The sequence below is a fragment of the Streptomyces sp. NPDC104096 genome, from assembly GCF_055584385.1.
The window spans coordinates 19,828-39,260 of record NZ_JBVJMD010000066.1; the positions used below are offsets into that span (position 1 = coordinate 19,828).

At 70.5% G+C, this 19,433-nt stretch carries 19 protein-coding genes; 10 read left to right on the plus strand and 9 right to left on the minus strand.

The window, feature by feature from the left end; all coding sequences use genetic code 11:
- Positions 1–118 precede the first annotated feature (118 nt).
- Positions 119–1,516: a DNA repair protein RadA gene (gene radA, locus ACZ60B_RS37425; RefSeq protein WP_385525353.1), complete on the plus strand. Its 1,398-nt coding sequence runs from the start codon at positions 119–121 to the stop codon at positions 1,514–1,516.
- A gap of 92 nt (positions 1,517–1,608) precedes the next feature.
- Positions 1,609–2,733 carry a DNA integrity scanning diadenylate cyclase DisA gene (gene disA / locus ACZ60B_RS37430; RefSeq protein ID WP_469395264.1) on the plus strand — a complete coding sequence of 375 codons (1,125 nt, stop codon included), beginning with the start codon at positions 1,609–1,611 and terminating at the stop codon, positions 2,731–2,733.
- 126 nt (positions 2,734–2,859) lie between these two features.
- On the opposite strand, the gene ACZ60B_RS37435 is transcribed toward disA, so the two are convergent.
- Positions 2,860–3,696, minus strand: a complete 837-nt coding sequence (locus ACZ60B_RS37435; RefSeq protein ID WP_469395266.1) for a hypothetical protein — start codon at positions 3,694–3,696, stop codon at positions 2,860–2,862.
- A 193-nt stretch (positions 3,697–3,889) separates the two neighbouring features.
- Between ACZ60B_RS37435 and ACZ60B_RS37440 the strand changes: the two genes are divergently transcribed.
- The 5 genes from ACZ60B_RS37440 to cseC all read left to right on the plus strand — a co-directional run bounded on the left by ACZ60B_RS37440 (position 3,890) and on the right by cseC (position 8,490).
- Positions 3,890–4,828, plus strand: coding sequence for an HhH-GPD family protein (locus tag ACZ60B_RS37440; protein WP_469395268.1), 939 nt, complete (start codon positions 3,890–3,892; stop codon positions 4,826–4,828).
- Positions 4,829–5,117: 289 nt separating this feature from the next.
- Complete coding sequence (locus ACZ60B_RS37445) at positions 5,118–5,657, plus strand: SigE family RNA polymerase sigma factor (protein ID WP_384731067.1); 540 nt, start codon at positions 5,118–5,120, stop codon at positions 5,655–5,657.
- Positions 5,645–6,301, plus strand: coding sequence for a hypothetical protein (locus ACZ60B_RS37450; RefSeq protein ID WP_469395270.1), 657 nt, complete (start codon positions 5,645–5,647; stop codon positions 6,299–6,301). The genes ACZ60B_RS37445 and ACZ60B_RS37450 overlap by 13 nt, the downstream gene beginning before the upstream one ends.
- A gap of 110 nt (positions 6,302–6,411) precedes the next feature.
- The gene (gene cseB, locus ACZ60B_RS37455) at positions 6,412–7,116 is read left to right on the plus strand and encodes a two-component system response regulator CseB (protein WP_469395272.1); all 705 of its coding nucleotides are present in this window, start codon (positions 6,412–6,414) and stop codon (positions 7,114–7,116) included.
- 12 nt (positions 7,117–7,128) lie between these two features.
- The gene (gene cseC / locus ACZ60B_RS37460; protein WP_469395274.1) at positions 7,129–8,490 is read left to right on the plus strand and encodes a two-component system sensor histidine kinase CseC; all 1,362 of its coding nucleotides are present in this window, start codon (positions 7,129–7,131) and stop codon (positions 8,488–8,490) included.
- A gap of 180 nt (positions 8,491–8,670) precedes the next feature.
- Here cseC and ACZ60B_RS37465 read toward each other — a convergent pair whose 3' ends face one another.
- The gene (locus ACZ60B_RS37465) at positions 8,671–10,254 is read right to left on the minus strand and encodes an MDR family MFS transporter (protein WP_469395290.1); all 1,584 of its coding nucleotides are present in this window, start codon (positions 10,252–10,254) and stop codon (positions 8,671–8,673) included.
- 122 nt (positions 10,255–10,376) lie between these two features.
- Between ACZ60B_RS37465 and ACZ60B_RS37470 the strand changes: the two genes are divergently transcribed.
- Positions 10,377–10,964 carry a TetR/AcrR family transcriptional regulator gene (locus tag ACZ60B_RS37470; protein WP_469395276.1) on the plus strand — a complete coding sequence of 196 codons (588 nt, stop codon included), beginning with the start codon at positions 10,377–10,379 and terminating at the stop codon, positions 10,962–10,964.
- Positions 10,965–10,973: 9 nt separating this feature from the next.
- On the opposite strand, the gene ACZ60B_RS37475 is transcribed toward ACZ60B_RS37470, so the two are convergent.
- Positions 10,974–11,558 carry a M23 family metallopeptidase gene (locus ACZ60B_RS37475; RefSeq protein ID WP_469395278.1) on the minus strand — a complete coding sequence of 195 codons (585 nt, stop codon included), beginning with the start codon at positions 11,556–11,558 and terminating at the stop codon, positions 10,974–10,976.
- 644 nt (positions 11,559–12,202) lie between these two features.
- Here ACZ60B_RS37475 and ACZ60B_RS37480 point away from each other — a divergent pair.
- On the plus strand, positions 12,203–12,820 hold the full coding sequence (locus ACZ60B_RS37480) for an HAD family acid phosphatase (protein WP_469395280.1): 618 nt from the start codon (positions 12,203–12,205) through the stop codon (positions 12,818–12,820).
- Between the two features lie 143 nt (positions 12,821–12,963).
- Here the strand turns inward: ACZ60B_RS37480 and ACZ60B_RS37485 are convergent, their stop codons facing one another.
- Complete coding sequence (locus ACZ60B_RS37485; protein WP_351618069.1) at positions 12,964–15,489, minus strand: ATP-dependent Clp protease ATP-binding subunit; 2,526 nt, start codon at positions 15,487–15,489, stop codon at positions 12,964–12,966.
- Between the two features lie 431 nt (positions 15,490–15,920).
- Here ACZ60B_RS37485 and ACZ60B_RS37490 point away from each other — a divergent pair, with 431 nt between their 5' ends.
- Positions 15,921–16,520 carry an SCO3374 family protein gene (locus tag ACZ60B_RS37490; RefSeq protein WP_469395283.1) on the plus strand — a complete coding sequence of 200 codons (600 nt, stop codon included), beginning with the start codon at positions 15,921–15,923 and terminating at the stop codon, positions 16,518–16,520.
- Here the strand turns inward: ACZ60B_RS37490 and ACZ60B_RS37495 are convergent.
- From ACZ60B_RS37495 to ACZ60B_RS37515, 5 genes are all read right to left on the minus strand, one after another.
- Positions 16,499–16,834, minus strand: coding sequence for an Lsr2 dimerization domain-containing protein (locus tag ACZ60B_RS37495; RefSeq protein ID WP_162470015.1), 336 nt, complete (start codon positions 16,832–16,834; stop codon positions 16,499–16,501). The genes ACZ60B_RS37490 and ACZ60B_RS37495 overlap by 22 nt on opposite strands.
- 266 nt (positions 16,835–17,100) lie before the next feature.
- The gene (locus tag ACZ60B_RS37500; RefSeq protein WP_469395285.1) at positions 17,101–17,628 is read right to left on the minus strand and encodes an amino-acid N-acetyltransferase; all 528 of its coding nucleotides are present in this window, start codon (positions 17,626–17,628) and stop codon (positions 17,101–17,103) included.
- A 9-nt stretch (positions 17,629–17,637) separates the two neighbouring features.
- Positions 17,638–18,078 carry a BlaI/MecI/CopY family transcriptional regulator gene (locus ACZ60B_RS37505; protein ID WP_469395293.1) on the minus strand — a complete coding sequence of 147 codons (441 nt, stop codon included), beginning with the start codon at positions 18,076–18,078 and terminating at the stop codon, positions 17,638–17,640.
- Between the two features lie 236 nt (positions 18,079–18,314).
- Entirely contained in the window at positions 18,315–18,497 is a 183-nt protein-coding gene (locus ACZ60B_RS37510; RefSeq protein WP_450667561.1) for a hypothetical protein, read from the minus strand.
- Positions 18,498–18,605: 108 nt separating this feature from the next.
- Positions 18,606–19,325, minus strand: coding sequence for a hypothetical protein (locus tag ACZ60B_RS37515; protein ID WP_469395295.1), 720 nt, complete (start codon positions 19,323–19,325; stop codon positions 18,606–18,608).
- Positions 19,326–19,433: the final 108 nt, after the last annotated feature.

Genomic DNA, 19,433 nt, shown 5'->3' on the forward strand with positions numbered 1-19,433 from the left:
GGTGCGCGGTGGGTACGGGCCGGGCGTCGGCCGCGTGCGGGCCGGGCGGGGGCCGGGCGGGGGCCGGATTCGGGTGGGCGTGGTCGCGTTGTCGGTGCCTACGGCTACGGTTTCGTCCATGGCTGCCCGTACGAAGACCACCAAGGACCGCCCGTCCTTCCGCTGCACCGAGTGCGGCTGGCAGACGGCCAAATGGCTCGGCCGCTGCGCCGAGTGCCAGGCCTGGGGGACGGTCGAGGAGTACGGCGCCCCCGCGGTCCGTACGACGGCACCGGGCCGGGTCACCACCTCCGCGGTGCCCATCGGTCAGGTCGACAGCCGGCAGGCCACCGCCCGGAGCACCGGGGTCCCCGAACTGGACCGGGTCCTGGGCGGCGGGCTCGTGCCCGGCGCGGTGGTGCTCCTGGCGGGCGAGCCCGGCGTGGGCAAGTCGACCCTCCTGCTCGATGTCGCGGCGAAGTCGGCCAGTGACGAGCACCGCACGCTCTACATCACCGGTGAGGAGTCGGCGAGCCAGGTCCGGCTGCGCGCCGACCGCATCAAGGCCCTCGACGACCATCTGTACCTCGCCGCCGAGACCGACCTCTCCGCCGTGCTCGGCCATCTGGACGCGGTGAAGCCGTCGCTGCTGATCCTCGACTCCGTGCAGACGGTGGCCTCGCCGGAGATCGACGGCGCCCCCGGCGGCATGGCGCAGGTGCGCGAGGTCGCGGGCGCCCTGATCCGGGCCTCCAAGGAGCGCGGGATGTCGACCCTCCTGGTGGGCCACGTCACCAAGGACGGGGCGATCGCCGGCCCGCGCCTGCTGGAGCACCTGGTGGACGTCGTGCTCCACTTCGAGGGCGACCGGCACGCGCGCCTGCGCCTGGTGCGCGGCGTCAAGAACCGGTACGGAGCGACGGACGAGGTCGGCTGCTTCGAACTGCACGACGAGGGCATCATCGGGCTCACCGACCCCAGCGGGCTCTTCCTGACCCGACGTGACGAGCCGGTCCCCGGCACCTGTCTGACGGTCACGCTGGAGGGCCGTCGTCCCCTGGTGGCCGAGGTCCAGGCGCTCACCGTCGACTCGCAGATCCCCTCACCGCGCCGCACGACCTCCGGCCTGGAGACCTCCCGTGTCTCGATGATGCTCGCGGTCCTGGAGCAGCGCGGCCGGATCAGCGCCCTCGGCAAGCGGGACATCTACTGCGCGACGGTGGGCGGCGTGAAGCTCTCGGAGCCGGCCGCGGACCTGGCCGTCGCGCTCGCGCTCGCCTCGGCGGCGAGCGACACCCCGCTGCCCAAGAACCTCGTCGCGATCGGCGAAGTGGGCCTCGCGGGCGAGGTCAGACGGGTGACGGGCGTGCAGCGCCGGCTCGCCGAGGCCCACCGGCTCGGCTTCACCCACGCGCTCGTACCGGGCGACCCGGGCAAGATCCCTCCCGGTATGAAGGTCCTGGAAGTCGCCGATGTGGGGGACGCGCTGCGGGTCCTGCCGCGCTCGCGTCGCCGAGAGGCCCCACGGGAGGAGTAGGACCGCCGGTAGACTTTGCCCTGGTCTCGCCCGTCCGTACGAAAAGAGTGCGCGAAACGGGAGCACCCAGAACCTGCGACCGGAGGAGTGCAGTGGCAGCCAACGACCGGGGAGCAGCTCCCGGGAAGTCCGGCGGGAGTTCCGGTGTCGAGGGCCGGATGCGCGCCTCGCTGAGTGCTGTGGCGCCCGGTACGGCCCTGCGCGACGGTCTGGAGCGGGTTCTGCGGGGCAACACCGGCGGACTCATCGTGCTCGGGTCCGACAGGACCGTCGAGTCGATGTGCACGGGCGGTTTCGTGCTGGACGTCGAGTTCACCGCCACGCGGCTGCGTGAGCTGTGCAAGCTGGACGGCGGCATCGTCCTGTCGTCGGACCTGTCGAAGATCCTGCGCGCGGGCGTGCAGCTGCTGCCCGACCCCACGATCCCCACCGAGGAGACCGGCACCCGGCACCGCACGGCGGACCGGGTCTCCAAGCAGGTCGGCTTCCCGGTGGTCTCGGTCTCCCAGTCCATGCGGCTGATCGCGCTCTACGTCGACGGGCAGCGCCGCGTCCTGGAGGACTCGGCGGCGATCCTGTCCCGCGCCAACCAGGCCCTGGCGACCCTGGAGCGCTACAAGCTCCGCCTCGACGAGGTCGCGGGCACGCTGTCGGCGCTGGAGATCGAGGACCTGGTCACCGTCCGTGACGTCTCGGCGGTCTCCCAGCGCCTGGAGATGGTGCGGCGCATCGCCACCGAGATCGCCGAGTACGTGGTCGAGCTGGGCACGGACGGCCGTCTCCTCGCCCTCCAGCTCGACGAGTTGATCGCGGGCGTGGAGCCCGAGCGGGAACTCGTCGTCCGGGACTACGTGCCCGAGCCCACCGCCAAGCGGTCCCGCACGGTCGACGAGGCGCTCGCCGAACTCGACGCCCTCAGCCATGCCGAGCTGCTCGAACTGTCCACCGTGGCAAAGGCGCTGGGCTACACCGGCTCGCCCGAGACGCTCGACTCCGCGGTGTCCCCGCGCGGCTTCCGCCTGCTGGCCAAGGTGCCGCGGCTGCCGGGCGCCATCATCGACCGCCTGGTGGAGCACTTCGGCGGTCTGCAGAAGCTGCTCGCCGCCAGCGTGGACGACCTCCAGACGGTCGACGGCGTGGGCGAGGCGCGGGCCCGCAGCGTCCGCGAGGGCCTGTCGCGGCTGGCGGAGTCGTCGATCCTGGAACGCTACGTCTAGAGGCCTGCCGTTCGGATCAGCCCGGCGTCGCGGGTCCGCCGAGCGGTCGGGTCGGTCACGGCCGGCCTGATCCGAGCGAAGGGCCCTGGGGCGTGTTTCGAAAGCCCCGTCCGCCCGGCGGCGGACTCAGTCCGCCGACAGCACGAACGACGTCTGCTTCTTCGGGAACCCCGGAGCCTTCGCCTCCACCAGATAGGTCCCCGGTCCCGCCGAACCGGCCGGAGGCGTAGCGCACTTGGGGGCGCTCGGCCTGCGGTCCCACTTCACGGCGTACGTGACACTGTTGCCCGCCGGCACCCGGTAGAACCGGTTCGCGGAGTCCCCGGGGCAGTCGTCGGACGCCCAGTACGCGCTGCCGCTGCCGGCCTGAGTGATCGTCAACACCGTGCTCCGCGGCCCGAGATCGACCTTGCAGTCGTTGGCGGAGGAGTTCTTCGCGGTCAGCCGGAAGTCGGGCGCCTGGTCCGGCGTGTAGGTGTTGCGGACGCTGTTCAGCGTCAACGTCATCACGCTGGCAGTGCAGTTGGGCAGCGGGGAGCCGGCCGGCAGCGCGCCCGTACCGCCACCACCGCCCGACCCGACGCCCGAACCGCCCCCGGAGGAAGCGGAGTCGTCGCCGCCCGCGGATCCGTCGGAGCCGCCCGCGCCGGAGTCCGACCCGGAGGCCGAGCCGGACGCCGAGCCCGAGTCGGAGGGGCTGCCGGTGCTTCCGCCGGTCGACTCGTCGCGGCCGCCCGGGGCTTGACTGATCGCAGGCCCGGAACCGGACGGCCCGGGGGTGATCGAGGAGGCGGGATTCTTGCCGTTCGAACCGTCGGCGTCATGCTTGGCGCCCCCGCCGCCGGAGGTGACGATCCACGTCACCAGCAGCGCCAACAGGGCGACCACGGACAGCATTACGGCCCTCCGACGCCAGTAGATGGTGGAGGGAAGTGGTCCGATCGGATTGCGCAGAGATCCCACGGCGCAAACTTTACGAGAGATCCCCGCGTTCGCAGGCCCCACCCGCCGCCGATCCTCAACTTTTCCGGATCATCATTCCGGAAACAGAGGTTCCGGTCCGTTTTTCGAGGCGGTCGTCCCGGTCACCGGACGGCACCCGTGCCGGGCCAGCCTCGAACCACGCCCGGCCGACCCGTGGCAGGATCGGAATGCCATGACTGCGCCCACGAAACCCCCGCACACCGTCCCGGCCCCCGGCTCCCCCGGCAGCCCGGTCGACGGGACGCATCTGCACACGCCCGTCATCACCTGGTTCGACACCCACGCCCGCGACCTGCCCTGGCGGCACCCGGAGGCCGGCCCCTGGGGCGTGATGGTGAGCGAGTTCATGCTCCAGCAGACGCCGGTGAACCGCGTCCTGCCGGTCTACGAGCAGTGGATGGCCCGCTGGCCGCGCCCCGCCGACCTCGCCGCGGAGGCCCCCGGCGAGGCCGTGCGCGCCTGGGGCCGGCTCGGCTACCCGCGCCGCGCCCTGCGCCTGCACGGCGCCGCGGTCGCCATAACGGACCGGCACGGCGGCGACGTACCGTCCGACCACGCCCAACTGCTCGCCCTGCCCGGGATCGGCGAGTACACGGCCGCCGCCGTCGCCTCGTTCGCGTACGGCCGGCGCCACGCCGTGCTGGACACCAATGTCCGCCGGGTCTTCGCCCGCGCCGTGACCGGCGTCCGGTACCCGCCGAACGCGACCACCGCCGCCGAGCGCAAGCTGGCCCGCGCCCTGCTGCCCGAGGAGGAGCGGACCGCGGCCCGCTGGGCGGCCGCGTCCATGGAGCTCGGCGCGCTGGTGTGCACGGCGAAGAACGAGGCCTGCCACAGCTGCCCGATCGCCGGGCAGTGCGCCTGGCTGCTCGCCGGGAAGCCGGAGCACGAGGGCCCGCCGCGCCGCGGCCAGACGTACGCGGGCACGGACCGGCAGGTCCGCGGCAAGCTGCTGGCCGTCCTGCGCGAGGCCCACACCCCGGTCCCGCAGGCCGCGCTCGACCGGGTGTGGCACGAGCCGGTGCAGCGCGCCCGCGCCCTGGACGGGCTCGTGGCGGACGGTCTGGTGGAACCGCTGCCGGGCGGCCGGTACCGGCTGCCGCTGACCTGACCTGACCTGACACACGGTCACCTCACAGGAAGGCGGGCTTCTTCACAGCCGGCTCCAGGTCCGCTCCCAGCCTTACGACTCCCAAATCCCCCCATATCAGCATGATTCACCTCGCCCCCTTACCCCCGACCTACTTCCGTTACACAACCGACGGACAGCCGAGGGCTTCCCGCAGGCTGCTTCGGACAGCCCCGTGACAACACCTCCGTAGCTTCGTTCGCGTGCCCGGCACCACCACGGGGACGAGGAACACGGGCCGGAGTAAAACGGGGAACGGAGGCGGTCGATCATGGCGCAGGGCGAGGTGCTCGAATTCGAGGAGTACGTCCGCACCCGGCAGGACGCGCTGCTGCGCAGCGCGCGCCGGCTGGTCCCGGACCCGGTCGACGCCCAGGACCTCCTCCAGACGGCGCTGGCGCGGACCTACGGCCGCTGGGAGGGCATCGCGGACAAGCGGCTGGCCGACGCCTATCTGCGCCGAGTCATGATCAACACACGGACCGAGTGGTGGCGGGCGCGCAAGCTCGAGGAGGTGCCGACCGAGCAGCTTCCGGACGCCTGTGTCGACGACTCCACCGAGCAGCACGCCGACCGGGCCCTGCTGATGGACGCCCTGAAGGTGCTCGCCCCGAAGCAGCGCAGCGTCGTCGTGCTGCGACACTGGGAGCAGATGTCCACGGAGGAGACGGCCGCGGCCCTGGGCATGTCGGCCGGAACGGTCAAGAGCACGCTGCACCGGGCGCTCGCCCGGCTCCGCGAGGAGCTGGAGAGCCGTGATCTGGACGCACGCGCGCTGGAGCGTGAGGAGCAGGAGCGTTGCGCGGCCTGACCGGCACCGGGCCCACAACGGCCCGCGGAACCTTCCAGGCGGTGTTCACGGCGATGTTCGTGATCACCGCCCTCGGGCTTTTCGCCTCCGGATGCGCCACCGGCGGCACCGGCGCCCGGGACGAGGGACCGGCGCACTCCGACACCGTGGCGGGCGCCGTCCCCTCCCTCGTGGTCTCGCCCTCCGGTACCCCGGCCCGGGTGGACGCGGTGCGGCTCGTCAAGGCCGACCCGAAGGTCTCCGCGGAGGTCAAGCGGGGGCTGAAGCCGTGTGTCGGCGACGACTACCCGGTGGACGTCTCCTACGGCGACCTGACCGGAGGGTCGTCGAGCGACATCGTCGTGAACGTGCTGACCTGCGCCGACGCGGTCGGTCTGGGCTCCTACGTGTATCGCGAGCAGGATGGCAGGTACACGGACGTGTTCAAGGTCGAGGAGCCCCCGGCCTACGCGGAGATCGACCGCGGCGCCCTGGTGGTGACCAAGCAGGTGTACGGCAAGGACGACCCGGTCTCGAGTCCGTCCGGGGAGAACGTGATCACGTACCGCTGGTCCGTGGACCGCTTCATCGAGGAGTACCGGTCGTACAACGACTACAGCAACGCCGCGGGCACGGCGCCGACCCCGGCGCCCGACCGCGGATGACCGAGGCACGGACGAGCCGGGCACAGACCGGCCGCGGCGCGAGGTGACCCCGAGCGCGAACGACCCGACCGACCACCGCACCGACCGCCGGAAGGACTGAGAACACCGGGATGGCAGACCAGACCCACGTGCTGTTCGTCGAGGACGACGACGTCATCCGCGAGGCCACCCAACTCGCGCTGGAGCGGGACGGCTTCGTGGTCACCGCGATGCCCGACGGGCTGTCGGGCCTGGAGGCGTTCCGCGCGGACCGACCCGACATCGCGCTGCTGGACGTGATGGTGCCCGGCCTGGACGGCGTCAGCCTGTGCCGGCGCATCCGGGACGAGTCCACGGTTCCCGTGATCATGCTGTCGGCGCGCGCCGACGCCATCGACGTCGTCCTCGGCCTGGAGGCGGGCGCCGACGACTATGTGACCAAGCCGTTCGACGGCGCCGTGCTGGTGGCCCGCATCCGCGCCGTACTGCGCCGCTTCGGTCACGCCGGCGGGGCCGACCGCGCGGGCGAGGCCGCTGCCGCCGCCACCGGCGGGGTGCTGGCCTTCGGCGAACTGGAGATCGACACCGAGGGCATGGAGGTGCGCCGTGCCGGACAGCCGGTGGCCCTCACCCCGACCGAGATGCGGCTGCTGCTGGAGTTCTCCTCGGCGCCGGGCACGGTGCTCTCGCGCGACAGGCTCCTGGAGCGCGTGTGGGACTACGGGTGGGGCGGGGACACCCGCGTGGTCGACGTCCATGTGCAGCGGCTGCGTACCAAGATCGGCCAGGACCGCATCGAGACGGTCCGCGGCTTCGGTTACAAGCTGAAGGCCTGAGCGGGGCGATTCATGCAGGTCACACGGGGGATCATCGACCGTCTGAGACTGTCCGGCGGTAACCGTCCGGGCATCCGTACGGGGCTGCGGTGGAAGCTGAGCGCGGCCATCGCGCTGGTCGGCGCGCTGATCGCGCTCGCGCTCAGCGTGGTGGTGCACAACGCCGCCCGGGTCTCGATGCTGGACAACGCGCGCGACCTCGCCGACGAGCGGGTGCTGATCGCCCAGCACGGCTACGAGGCGTCCGGGCGGCTCAACTTCCCCAGCATCAAGATCGACGACATGAACCTGCCCGCGGAGCTGCGGGAGAAGGTGGCCGAGGGGCGCCGGGCGACGTTCGTGTCCGACAGCGCGGGCGGGGAGCCGGACATCTGGGCGGCCGTACCGGTCAAGGACGGGCATGTGCTGTCGCTGCACACCGGGTTCACCGACCGCAGCACGAACATGCTCAAGGATCTCGACCAGGCTCTGGTGATCGGCTCGATCGCGGTGGTCCTCGGCGGGAGCGCGCTCGGCGTGCTCATCGGCGGCCAGCTCTCGCGCCGGCTGCGCAAGGCGGCCGCCGCGGCCAACCAGGTCGCCAGGGGCGAGCCGGACGTACGGGTGCGCGCCGCCATCGGCGGGGTCGTGGAGGACGAGACGGACGATCTGGCGCGCGCGGTCGACGCGATGGCGGACGCCCTCCAGCAGCGTCTGGAGGCGGAGCGGCGGGTCACCGCCGACATCGCGCACGAGCTGCGCACCCCGGTGACCGGGCTGCTGACGGCGGCCGAGCTGCTGCCGCCGGGCCGACCCACGGAACTCGTGCTGGACCGGGCGAAGGCGATGCGCACCCTGGTCGAGGACGTGCTGGAGGTGGCCCGGCTGGACGGCGCGTCCGAGCGGGCCGAGTTGCAGGACATCCTGCTGGGCGACTTCGTGTCCCGGCGGGTGGCGGCGAAGGACCCGGGGGTCGAGGTGCGGGTGGTGCACGAGTCGGAGGTCACCACCGACCCGCGGCGCCTGGAGCGGGTGCTGTTCAACCTGCTGGCCAATGCCGCCCGGCACGGCAGGCCGCCGGTCGAGGTCACCGTCGAGGGCCGGGTCATCCGGGTCCGTGACCACGGCCCCGGCTTCCCCGAGAACCTGCTCGTCGAGGGGCCGAGCCGGTTCCGCACGGGCAGCAGCGACCGCTCGGGGCGGGGCCACGGGCTCGGCCTGACGATCGCGGCGGGCCAGGCCCGGGTGCTGGGCGCCCGTCTGACCTTCCGTAACGTCCGCCCGGCCGGGGCGCCCGAGCACATCCCGGCCGAGGGCGCGGTCGCCGTCCTGTGGCTGCCGGAACACGCCCCGACGAGCACGGGCAGCCACCCGATGCTGCCGGGCGGGCAGTAGGGCCGGTCCGGCGGCCACCGGCAGGGCCGCTGCCCGGCCGGCAGGACGGCGAGCGACCGGCAGGACGGCAGCACAGGCGAAGGCCCCCGGGGCGGACACCAGCCGGGGGCCTTCGGTTCACGGTCGGATCGGACGGACCCGATCGACCAATGGATCGGGCGGACTCCGTCGGCCGGTGGGTCAGACGGACTCGGCCATCGCGGCCATCGCCGCGTCGCCCTCGGCGCCGTCCTGCTTCGGCCCCGCTCCCTTGAGCGCGACCTCCTTGACGAACAGCGACGACACCAGGACGATCACGGCCACCACCGCGCCCAGCACGAACGCCGAGTGCGTACCGGCCGACACCGCGTGCTGGTAGGCGTCCCGCGCCACCGCCGGCAGCTTCGCCAGGCTCGCCGCGTCCAGCTGCGGGGACTGTTCGGTGATCTTCGAGCCCAGCGCGCCGGCCCGCTCGGTCATGACGTCCTGGACCCGGTTGTTGAACAGCGCGCCCATGACGGCGACACCGAACGACGAGCCGAGCGTACGGAACAGGGTGGTGGAGGAGGACGCGACGCCCATGTCCTTCATCTGCACGCTGTTCTGCGCCACCAGCATGGTCACCTGCATCAGGCAGCCCATGCCCAGGCCGAGGACGGCCATGTAGACACCGGAGATGAAGCGGGTGGTGTCCGTGTCCATCGTCGACAGCAGATAGAGACCGATCACCATCAGCACACCGCCGACGATGGGGAAGATCTTGTAGCGACCGGTGTTGGTGGTGACCCGGCCGGCGACCATCGACGTGACGAGCATGGCGCCGAGCATGGGCAGCAGCAGCAGTCCGGAGTTGGTCGCGGACGCGCCCTGGACCGCCTGCTGGTACAGCGGCAGGAAGAGCGTGGCGCCGAACATCGCGAAGCCGGTGACGAAGCCGATGATCGACATCAGGGTGAAGTTGCGGCTGCGGAAGATGTGCAGCGGCACGATCGGCTCGGCGGCCTTGGTCTGCCAGAACACGAACCCGACCAGCGCGGCGACGCCGAGGCCGATGAGCTCCATGATCCGCGCGGACGTCCAGTCGTACTCCGTGCCGCCCCAGGTGGTGACGAGGACGATGGAGGTGATGCCGACGGTCAGCAGCACGGCACCGAGGTAGTCGATGCGCGTCTCGGACCGCTTCTTCGGCAGGTGCAGGACGACACTGATCGCGGCGAGCGCGATCGCGCCGAGCGGCAGGTTGATGTAGAAGGACCAGCGCCAGCCCCAGTTGTCGGTGATGGTGCCGCCGATCAGCGGACCGCCGATCATCGCCAGCGCCATGATGCCGGCCATCATGCCCTGGTACTTGCCGCGCTCGCGGGGCGGGATCAGGTCACCGATGATCGCCATGACGCCGACCATGAGACCACCGGCGCCGAGACCCTGGACGGCCCGGAACCCGATCAGTTCGCCCATGTTCTGGGCCATGCCGCTCAGCGCGGAGCCGATCAGGAAGATCACGATCGACGACATGAAGGAGCCCTTGCGGCCGTACATGTCGCCGAGCTTGCCCCAGATCGGGGTGGAGGCCGCGGTGGCGAGGGTGTACGCCGTCACGACCCAGGAGAGGTGCGCCAGGCCGCCGAGATCGCCCACGATCGTCGGCATGGCCGTGCCGACGATCATGTTGTCGAGCATCGCCAGCATCATCGTGAGCATCAGCGCGAGCAGGACCACCCGCACGCTCCTGGGCTGTTTCTCTTCTTCCGCGTCGACCGCGTCGACCGTCTGCGCGTCCGCCATCATTCCCACTCCCCCGGGTCGAGCACTTACTTGCCGACCGGCTAGTTGACTACACTGGGCAAGGTAGACCCGTAACTAGCCGGTCGTCAAGTAAGTTTCGCGGGAGCGCAAGGAGTACGAGGATGGTCGGCATCATGGACGGCACCAAGCACCAGCGCCGCGGCAACACGCGCCAGCGCATCCAGGACGTCGCACTCGAACTGTTCGCCGAGCAGGGGTACGAGAAGACCTCGCTGCGCGAGATCGCCGAGGGCCTGGACGTCACCAAGGCCGCGCTCTACTACCACTTCAAGACCAAGGAAGAGATCCTGGTCAGCATCTTCGAGGACCTGACACGGCCCATCGGGGAACTGATCGAGTGGGGCAAGGGCCAGCCGCACACGCTGGAGACCAAGCAGGAGATCGTACGGCGCTACCACCAGGCCCTGATCGACGCGTCACCGCTGTTCCGCTTCATGCAGGAGAACCAGGCGACGATACGTGAACTGCGCATCGGCGACTCGTTCAAGGACCGGATGCGCGGCCTGCGCGAGATCATCATGGACCCGGACGCCGCACTGGTCGATCAGGTCCGCTGCCTCAGTGCGCTGTTCACGCTGCACGCCGGCATGTTCGTCATGCAGGACCTCGAAGGCGACCCCGAGGACAAGCTCAGGGCCGTCCTGGAAGTCGCCATCGATCAGGTGACGCAAGCCCACCGGGGCTCGTGAGCGAGCGGGTCAGACCTTCACGCCCTTGGAGCGCAGGAAGGCGACCGGGTTGACCGCCGAGCCGTAGTTCGGCGTCGTGCGGATCTCGAAGTGCAGGTGCGGGCCGCTGGAGTTGCCGGTGTTGCCCGACAGGGCGATGTGCTGGCCGGCGCCGACGTACTGACCTATTCGCACGTCGATGCGGGACAGGTGGGCGTACTGCGAGTACAGGCCGTTGGCGTGCTTGATGACGATGGCGTTGCCGTAGGCCGGGCCGTCACCGGCGCCCCGGCCACCGGCCTTGACGACCGTTCCGCCGGAGGCGGCGACGACGTCGGTGCCGCTCGGCACGGCGAAGTCCTGGCCCGAGTGCTTGTGCGCCCACATCCCGCCGGCCTGGTTGAAGGTGGCGCTCAGCGCGTAGTACTTCACCGGCTTGACCCACGCGGCCCCCGGCGCGACCGACTTGGCGGCGGCCGGAGCCGCGGCCGGAACGGCGGCGGACGCGGCCCCGGCTCCCAGCATGACCGACATCCCCAGGCCCGCCCCCAGAACGGCGACGCGGTTGCGGAGCAGGGACGTGCGGGCGTTACGGGACGAGACACGCTGAGACATCGGAACCTCACGACTTCGGGGACAGGATCGCCACCCGGCGTTCAGACGTTCGCCCGGGGTGGCCACACCTTGGTAACCCGTGGCCCCATCTGCGCTCAAACGTGCTATCTACGACGATAGGTAGTAAACATCCACCAAAATGCGCACTTCTTGACACAACCCCCATTCGGCGCGGCAACCCCAAGGGCACGGGAAAGACCGTAGGGACTTGAGAGCGAATGTCCGATTTGTCATTATCTGGGGTTTCACTAACCGGGATAGTAGGGAACAAATCGCCTGTGCCGCTTGTCACCGGGCGGCGAGATCGAGGGGTCCGGAAATGTGACGCGGGCTACGCCGCGGAAACCGCCCCGGGACCTCCTGGAACGGGTGGGCGAACCGGCCCCCGCAGGCGCCGAATTGGCATTCGGCGCCACCGCGTCGCAGCACCGGGACTCTGACGGGTCCCCAGATCACGCCCTCCGGGGCCGACTTGCGGGCACCCCGGACGCCCCTGCCTCAACTGAGCGCGGTTCCCGCCGCTTTGTGACGCACGTCTCTGTACGCCTACTGCCCGGTAACCCTACGGTTCCTCTCGCGCCACCCTCACCCACGATCATGCCCATGACCCCGGCCGTGCACGGATGTGAGAGGACCCCCCACCGATGAACACAGGCTCCTGGACCCGCCGTATGTCGGCCGCCGCCGTCTGCGCGGCCGCCCTGGTGGCGACGGCCGCCCCCGCCGAGGCCGCGACGGCGGACACCACCGCCTCGGCCGCCGCCACGAAGACCGACTACGCGACCTGGCAGCGGGACTGCCAGACCGTGATGGACCAGGCCCTGCCGTACCTGGAGCAGCGCATCGCCGCCGCCCGGCCGGGCGAGAAGCCCGCCGTCGTGCTCGACATCGACAACACCGCGCTGGAGACCGACTTCGGCTTCAGCTACCCGCAGCCGGCCAACAAGCCGGTCCTGGCGGTCGCCCGGTACGCCCAGGAGCACGGCGTCTCCGTCTTCTTCGTCACCGCCCGGCCGGGGATCGTCTACCTGCCCACCGAGTACAACCTGGAGCACGACGGCTACCAGGTCTCCGGTCTCTACGTGCGCGGACTGTTCGACCTCTTCAAGGACGTCGCCGCCTACAAGACCGCCCAGCGTGTCGACATCGAGTCGAAGGGCTACACGATCATCGCGAACATCGGCAACAGCGCCACCGACCTCTCGGGCGGCCACGCCGAGAAGACGTACAAGCTGCCCGACTACGACGGGCAGCTGTCCTAGGGCGGGTACCGGCGCCTGTCCTGGAACGCGTCCCAGCAGCCTGTCCCGGGGCCCGTTCCGGGGCCTGCGCCGACCGCACCCGGGCATGCCGAAGGGGGCCGGTGCTGGAAAGCACCGGCCCCCTTCTCGCGTCGCTCCGGGGCTTACGCGTCCTTGCTCAGGTTCGGTCCGGCACCGCCGGCCGCCTGCTCGATCGGCGGGACGTCCGGCAGCGCCGACTTCTCCTCACCGCGGAAGGTGAAGGTCGCGGAGTCGCCCTCGCCCTCGGTGTCCACGACCACGATGTGACCGGGACGCAGCTCGCCGAAGAGGATCTTCTCCGAGAGCGTGTCCTCGATCTCGCGCTGGATGGTGCGGCGCAGCGGCCGGGCGCCCAGCACGGGGTCGTAGCCCTTCTTGGACAGCAACTCCTTCGCGGACTGGGAGAGCTCGATGCCCATGTCCCGGTCCTTGAGGCGCTCGTCCACCTTGCCGACCATCAGGTCGACGATCCGCAGGATGTCCGCCTGGGTGAGCTGCGGGAAGACCACCACGTCGTCGACGCGGTTGAGGAACTCGGGCCGGAAGTGCTGCTTGAGCTCGTCCGAGACCTTGTTCTTCATGCGCTCGTAGTTGGTCTTCGTGTCGCCCGAGGCCGCGAAGCCCAGGTTGAAGCCCTTGGAGATGTCCCGGGTGCCGAGGTTGGTCGTCATGATGATGACCGTGTTCTTGAAGTCCACGACCCGGCCCTGGGAGTCGGTCAGACGACCGTCCTCCAGGATCTGCAGCAGCGAGTTGAAGATGTCCGGGTGGGCCTTCTCGACCTCGTCGAAGAGGACGACCGAGAACGGCTTGCGGCGCACCTTCTCGGTGAGCTGGCCGCCCTCCTCGTAGCCCACGTAGCCGGGGGGCGAGCCGAAGAGACGCGAGACCGTGTGCTTCTCGCTGAACTCCGACATGTCGAGGGAGATCAGCGCGTCCTCGTCACCGAAGAGGAACTCGGCGAGCGCCTTGGACAGCTCGGTCTTACCGACACCGGACGGACCGGCGAAGATGAACGAGCCACCGGGGCGCTTCGGGTCCTTCAGACCGGCACGCGTACGGCGGATCGCCTTCGACAGCGCCTTGACGGCGTCGACCTGGCCGATGACCCGCTTGTGGAGCTCGTCCTCCATGCGCAGCAGGCGGGACGACTCCTCCTCGGTCAGCTTGAAGACCGGGATGCCGGTGGCGGTCGCGAGGACCTCGGCGATCAGCTCGCCGTCGACCTCGGCGACGACGTCCATGTCGCCGGCCTTCCACTCCTTCTCCCGCTTGGCCTTGGCGGCGAGAAGCTGCTTCTCCTTGTCGCGCAGGGAGGCGGCCTTCTCGAAGTCCTGCGAGTCGATCGCGGACTCCTTGTCCCGGCGGACACCGGCGATCTTCTCGTCGAACTCGCGCAGGTCCGGCGGCGCGGTCATCCGGCGGATACGCATCCGGGAGCCGGCCTCGTCGATCAGGTCGATGGCCTTGTCCGGCAGGAAGCGGTCCGAGATGTACCGGTCGGCCAGGGTGGCGGCCTGGACCAGCGCCTCGTCCGTGATGGACACGCGGTGGTGCGCCTCGTAGCGGTCGCGCAGACCCTTGAGGATCTCGATCGTGTGCGGCAGGGACGGCTCCGCGACCTGGATGGGCTGGAAGCGGCGCTCCAGGGCCGCGTCCTTCTCCAGGTGCTTGCGGTACTCGTCCAGCGTGGTCGCACCGATGGTCTGCAGCTCACCACGGGCCAGCATCGGCTTGAGGATCGAAGCCGCGTCGATGGCGCCCTCGGCCGCGCCGGCACCGACCAGCGTGTGCAGCTCGTCGATGAACAGGATGATGTCGCCGCGGGTGCGGATCTCCTTGAGGACCTTCTTCAGGCGCTCCTCGAAGTCACCGCGGTAGCGGGAACCGGCGACCAGGGCACCGAGGTCGAGGGTGTAGAGGTGCTTGTCCTTGAGGGTCTCGGGCACCTCGCCCTTGACGATGGCCTGGGCGAGGCCCTCGACGACGGCGGTCTTGCCGACGCCGGGCTCACCGATCAGCACCGGGTTGTTCTTGGTACGGCGGGACAGCACCTGCATGACCCGCTCGATCTCCTTCTCGCGCCCGATGACCGGGTCGAGCTTGGACTCACGAGCGGCCTGGGTGAGGTTCCGGCCGAACTGGTCGAGGACCAGGGACGTCGAGGGAGTGCCCTCGGCAGGCCCGCCGGCGGTGGCGGTCTCCTTGCCCTGGTAGCCCGACAGCAGCTGGATGACCTGCTGACGGACACGATTGAGATCGGCACCCAGCTTGACCAGGACCTGGGCGGCGACGCCCTCGCCCTCACGGATCAGGCCGAGCAGGATGTGCTCCGTGCCGATGTAGTTGTGGCCGAGCTGAAGCGCCTCGCGGAGCGACAGCTCCAGGACCTTCTTGGCACGGGGGGTGAAGGGAATGTGGCCGGACGGGGCCTGCTGGCCCTGGCCGATGATCTCCTCCACCTGCTGGCGGACCGCCTCGAGCGAAATCCCGAGGCTCTCAAGGGCCTTGGCGGCGACACCCTCACCCTCGTGGATCAGGCCCAGGAGGATGTGCTCGGTGCCGATGTAGTTGTGGTTGAGCATCCGGGCTTCTTCCTGAGCCAGGACGACAACCCGCCGCGCGCGGTCGGTGAACCTCTCGAACATCGTTAATCGCTCCTCAGAGCGGTCAGGCAGTGGGGGGAACTTCCCCTCCCTGTCCTTCCGCAGCTTAGTCCCGCGAGCGGGGACCGCTCATTCCAACTGCCGACACCGTCCTTGGCCTCCTGACCCCGAACGCCGACATCTGCTCCAACCCGATGGTGCGAGACGATGTTCCCGCAGGCCAGGCAGTTACCCTCACCAGCAGTACGCCGATGGCGAACGTGAGACGGCCTTTCCTGCGTGTCGCCCCCTCCCACTAGGGATGTCTTACCCGTGGGAGCGGACAGTCCATGCCGCGCGCACCGATTCCCTCCGCTACGGGCGAACAACCTCACGCCTCCCCGCACCCCCGCACGCCCCCTTGAGTCGTCACGCTGCGCAGTCGTCGCTGCACCCAGCGTAACCCGGGGGGATTTGGGACGGTTGCACTTGGCATGGTTGGCTCAGTCACCACGGCTCCCCTTTCCCGTCGGCTCCCGGCGCCGGACGACCGGACGCGGCACTGGTACGAGAACGAGCTGGGCTGGGCGACCGTGCCCGGAGAGCCGGTACGGCTGGTCACGGGCGTGCGCTTCGACGTCCTGGACGTCCCCGCCGAGGCGGGCCTGGGGGCCCTGAGGCATCTGGCGCCGGACTCCCCGGTGGCGCTGAAGGGCGACCGGATGCGGCTGCTGACAGCCGTCGGCAGCGCGGAGGAGCTGCCGGGACTCCTGGACTGGCTGGAGTGGGGCGCGCTGGCGCCGGATCTGTTGGCGCTCGGCGCGGGCGGGTTCGTCGAGGCGCCGCTACCGCCCGTTCCGGGGACGGCCGGCGGCCCGCGGGTCTCCCCGGACGACTGCCGGCCTCTTCAGGGGGCCGCGGTGTGGTTGCGGCCCCCCGCGCCGGGACGCGAGGTCGAGGCGTCGCTGCCGACGCTGTCGGCCGTGGGGGGCGGGGGCGCCCCCGACCTCGCACGCCTCGTGGACACGGTGGCCACGTGGTGCCACCGTGCCAGGCTGCGGCGCGCAGGCGCTCAGCCGTTGGCCTTCTCGTAGGCCTCGCGGATCATCGCGGGAACACGGCCACGGTCGTTGACCTCGAAACCGTTCTCCTTCGCCCAGGCGCGGATCTGCGCGGTGTCCTGGCTGCCACCGGAAGCGGCGCGCGCCTTTCCACGGCCACCCGAAGCGCGGCCTCCGGTACGCCGACCACCCTTCACATAGGGGTCGAGAAGGCTGCGCAGCTTGTCCGCATTGACGGTCGTGAGATCGATCTCGTACGTCTTGCCGTCCAGCGCGAACGTCACGGTCTCGTCCGCCTCGCCGCCGTCGAGGTCGTCGACAAGAAGGACCTGAACCTTCTGTGCCACCGGATTTCCTTTCATCGAAAACGTGAGGGCCGGGGGTCTGCGGCGTCCGCCGTTTCACCGCCCCTTGTTATATCCACTACTGCAGTACGTCGGAAAGCAAACCGCTTTTGCGGGAAAAACACAAACCCCCGGCAGAGACCCAAGGGCCGCTCCGCCGCCGGAAACATGCGCGTTTCGGACATAGGGAACCTGGGCAGCGTCCGTTGGGTTGTCCTCGCTTGTGCCCCGGTGGAATATGCCTTGCGGAACCGCGCGATGCCCGGCGATCACAGATGCAGAAGCATCCGGCTGTTGCCCAAGGTGTTCGGTTTCACTCGTTCGAGACCGAGGAACTCCGCGACACCCTCGTCATAGGAGCGCATGAGTTCCGCGTACACATCGGCGTCGACCGGCGTCTCGCCGATCTCCACGAAGCCGTGCCTGACGAAGAAGTCGACTTCGAAGGTCAGACAGAAAACCCGGCGAACGCCGAGCCGGCGAGCGGTGTCCAGCAACTTCCCCAGCAGTCGATGGCCGACGCCCAGGCCCTTGAGGCCGGGCTTCACCGCGAGGGTGCGTACTTCCGCGAGGTCTTCCCACATGACGTGCAGCGCGCCGCAGCCGACCACCTCGGCGTTGTCGTCCCGTTCGGCGACCCAGAACTCCTGGATGTCCTCGTAAAGCGTCACCATCGCTTTGTCGAGCAGGATGCCGTCCCGGGCGTACGCGTCAAGGAGTCGGCGCACGGCCGGGACATCGCCGGTCCGGGCCCGCCGGACGGTGATGGTTTTAGCGACTTCGGGGCTCTCTGGCATGAGCGGACGCTATCGCCCGCCGCCCTTCGCCGCCGAGCCGGGGTTCTCCCCCGACGACGTATCGGGCGCGTCCGTATCACCGGCATCGCCGGCTGTATCGGGGGCCTGGTCGGGCGCGGGCGTTTCCGGCACCTGGACGATGCGCATGGCGTCCGACAGGGCCTGCCGCTGTTCGTCGCTCATCATGCCGAAGAACGCGACGAGAGCGGCCGCGGCGTTGTCGCTCTGCGCCCAGGCGTCGTTCATCAGCGCGGCCGCGTAGGCGGCTCGGGTGGAGACCGCCTCATATCTATAGGCCCGGCCTTCCGCCTCCCGGCGCACCCAGCCCTTCTGATGGAGATTGTCCAAAACGGTCATCACCGTGGTGTAGGCGATGGTCCGTTCCCGCTGCAGGTCTTCCAGGACTTCCCGAACGGTGACCGGGCGGTTCCACTTCCACACCCGCGTCATGACCGCGTCTTCGAGTTCTCCCAATGGGCGAGGCACAGCTCAGAACAATAGTGGGAGATCCCGGCAATGGCGCCCCGGACGTGCACTTTAAGCTGCAAACGGGAACAAAAAGGGCGTACGACGGGGAAAGTGCCCACGACCGACAGGACGGGGGTCCTGGCTGCGCGGGCACGCGTCGTACGCCGGGGGAGGGCGCGGAGGAGCTCCGCGACCCTGTGGCTCAGCGGCTCGGGGGCTCAGGCTTCGGACTGCGCGGAGGTGGCCTGACGGGCGCCTTCGGCGCGCGCGAGGGCCGCGTCGACGGCGGCGTCCTCCTTGGCCTTGTTGGCCCCGCCCTGGGTCTTCACGATCACCCTGATGAGACCGATGAAGAACGCGGCCATCACGACCGGGGGCACGAGCGCGGAGACGTAGTCCATGCCCCCAGGGTAGCCACGCCGGGGCGCCGCGCCGGGGGCGGGGGACGCGGACCCGGCGCGGGAGGGGGCGGACGGGTGCCGGCCTCGCCCCCCGCGCCCCGGGGCCGGTCAGCCCACGGCGAGCCGCTCGGACGGGCTCGCGGACGGTGCGGCCGGTTTGCGGCGCGGGAAGACCTCGCCCGGGGTGGGGACGGGGCGCCGGGCCGGAGCGGGCTCCTGCGGGGCGGGCCCGGGACGGGCGGGTGCTGGCTTCACGGCGGGTTCCTTCCGGGGCTTGTCGGCCGCCTCCCCGGCGACCGTGCGGACATCGGCGCAGAGGCCGCCGGGCGAACCGCCGGAAAGGCCCCCGGGGAGCGCCAGAAGGCGGGTACGGGAGGCGGGGACGGTCGGGGCGGACGAGATGGCCGCGGGGCCGGCTTCGGGCGCCTGGGCGCCCACCGTGGCCCGCCGGGAGGCGGTCCGGGCGAGCCGGGCGCGCACGTCCTGCTCCGCGAGCGTGCGGCAGCGGTCGAGGAGGGCGGCGGCGACGGGGCCGCCCCGCAGCGCCCGGAGCGCGGCGAGGTCGTCCGGGTCGGGGCGGTACCCGGCCCCCAGCGCCTCCTCCAGGAGCGCGAGATAGCCGCTCGCGGTGCCGGGCAGGGCGGCGCGGTACCGGGCGAGGTCGGCCACCAGGAAGGCGCGCAGCCGGGCGCCCTCGCGCATCGCCTCGTCTAGGGACTCGGCGACACGAAGACAGTCCTGGACGTCCTCGGCCGAGGCGGGGGCGGGGTTCAGGGCGAGGGCGAGAGCACGGCGGAGCACACGCAGCTCCTCCGCGCCGAACGCCATGCCGCCGCGGGATCCGTATGGCGTGGGCATGGACCGACGGTACGCGCTAATCAGACAAATTCTGCATAGGGGACACGCCGGGCGCGCGCGTCCACCCAGGTGGACGCG

Excerpts from the sequence above, each read along its gene's own strand:
- radA (WP_385525353.1), top strand. The coding sequence starts at position 119 with ATGGCTGCCCGTACGAAGACCACCAAGGACCGCCCGTCCTTCCGCTGC.
- ACZ60B_RS37440 (WP_469395268.1), top strand. The coding sequence starts at position 3,890 with ATGACTGCGCCCACGAAACCCCCGCACACCGTCCCGGCCCCCGGCTCC.
- ACZ60B_RS37445 (WP_384731067.1), top strand. The coding sequence starts at position 5,118 with ATGGCGCAGGGCGAGGTGCTCGAATTCGAGGAGTACGTCCGCACCCGG.
- cseB (WP_469395272.1), top strand. The coding sequence starts at position 6,412 with ATGGCAGACCAGACCCACGTGCTGTTCGTCGAGGACGACGACGTCATC.
- cseC (WP_469395274.1), top strand. The coding sequence starts at position 7,129 with ATGCAGGTCACACGGGGGATCATCGACCGTCTGAGACTGTCCGGCGGT.
- ACZ60B_RS37465 (WP_469395290.1), bottom strand. The coding sequence starts at position 10,254 with ATGGCGGACGCGCAGACGGTCGACGCGGTCGACGCGGAAGAAGAGAAA.
- ACZ60B_RS37470 (WP_469395276.1), top strand. The coding sequence starts at position 10,377 with ATGGTCGGCATCATGGACGGCACCAAGCACCAGCGCCGCGGCAACACG.
- ACZ60B_RS37475 (WP_469395278.1), bottom strand. The coding sequence starts at position 11,558 with ATGTCTCAGCGTGTCTCGTCCCGTAACGCCCGCACGTCCCTGCTCCGC.
- ACZ60B_RS37480 (WP_469395280.1), top strand. The coding sequence starts at position 12,203 with ATGAACACAGGCTCCTGGACCCGCCGTATGTCGGCCGCCGCCGTCTGC.
- ACZ60B_RS37485 (WP_351618069.1), bottom strand. The coding sequence starts at position 15,489 with ATGTTCGAGAGGTTCACCGACCGCGCGCGGCGGGTTGTCGTCCTGGCT.
- ACZ60B_RS37490 (WP_469395283.1), top strand. The coding sequence starts at position 15,921 with ATGGTTGGCTCAGTCACCACGGCTCCCCTTTCCCGTCGGCTCCCGGCG.
- ACZ60B_RS37500 (WP_469395285.1), bottom strand. The coding sequence starts at position 17,628 with ATGCCAGAGAGCCCCGAAGTCGCTAAAACCATCACCGTCCGGCGGGCC.
- ACZ60B_RS37505 (WP_469395293.1), bottom strand. The coding sequence starts at position 18,078 with ATGACGCGGGTGTGGAAGTGGAACCGCCCGGTCACCGTTCGGGAAGTC.
- ACZ60B_RS37510 (WP_450667561.1), bottom strand. The coding sequence starts at position 18,497 with ATGGACTACGTCTCCGCGCTCGTGCCCCCGGTCGTGATGGCCGCGTTC.
- ACZ60B_RS37515 (WP_469395295.1), bottom strand. The coding sequence starts at position 19,325 with ATGGCGTTCGGCGCGGAGGAGCTGCGTGTGCTCCGCCGTGCTCTCGCC.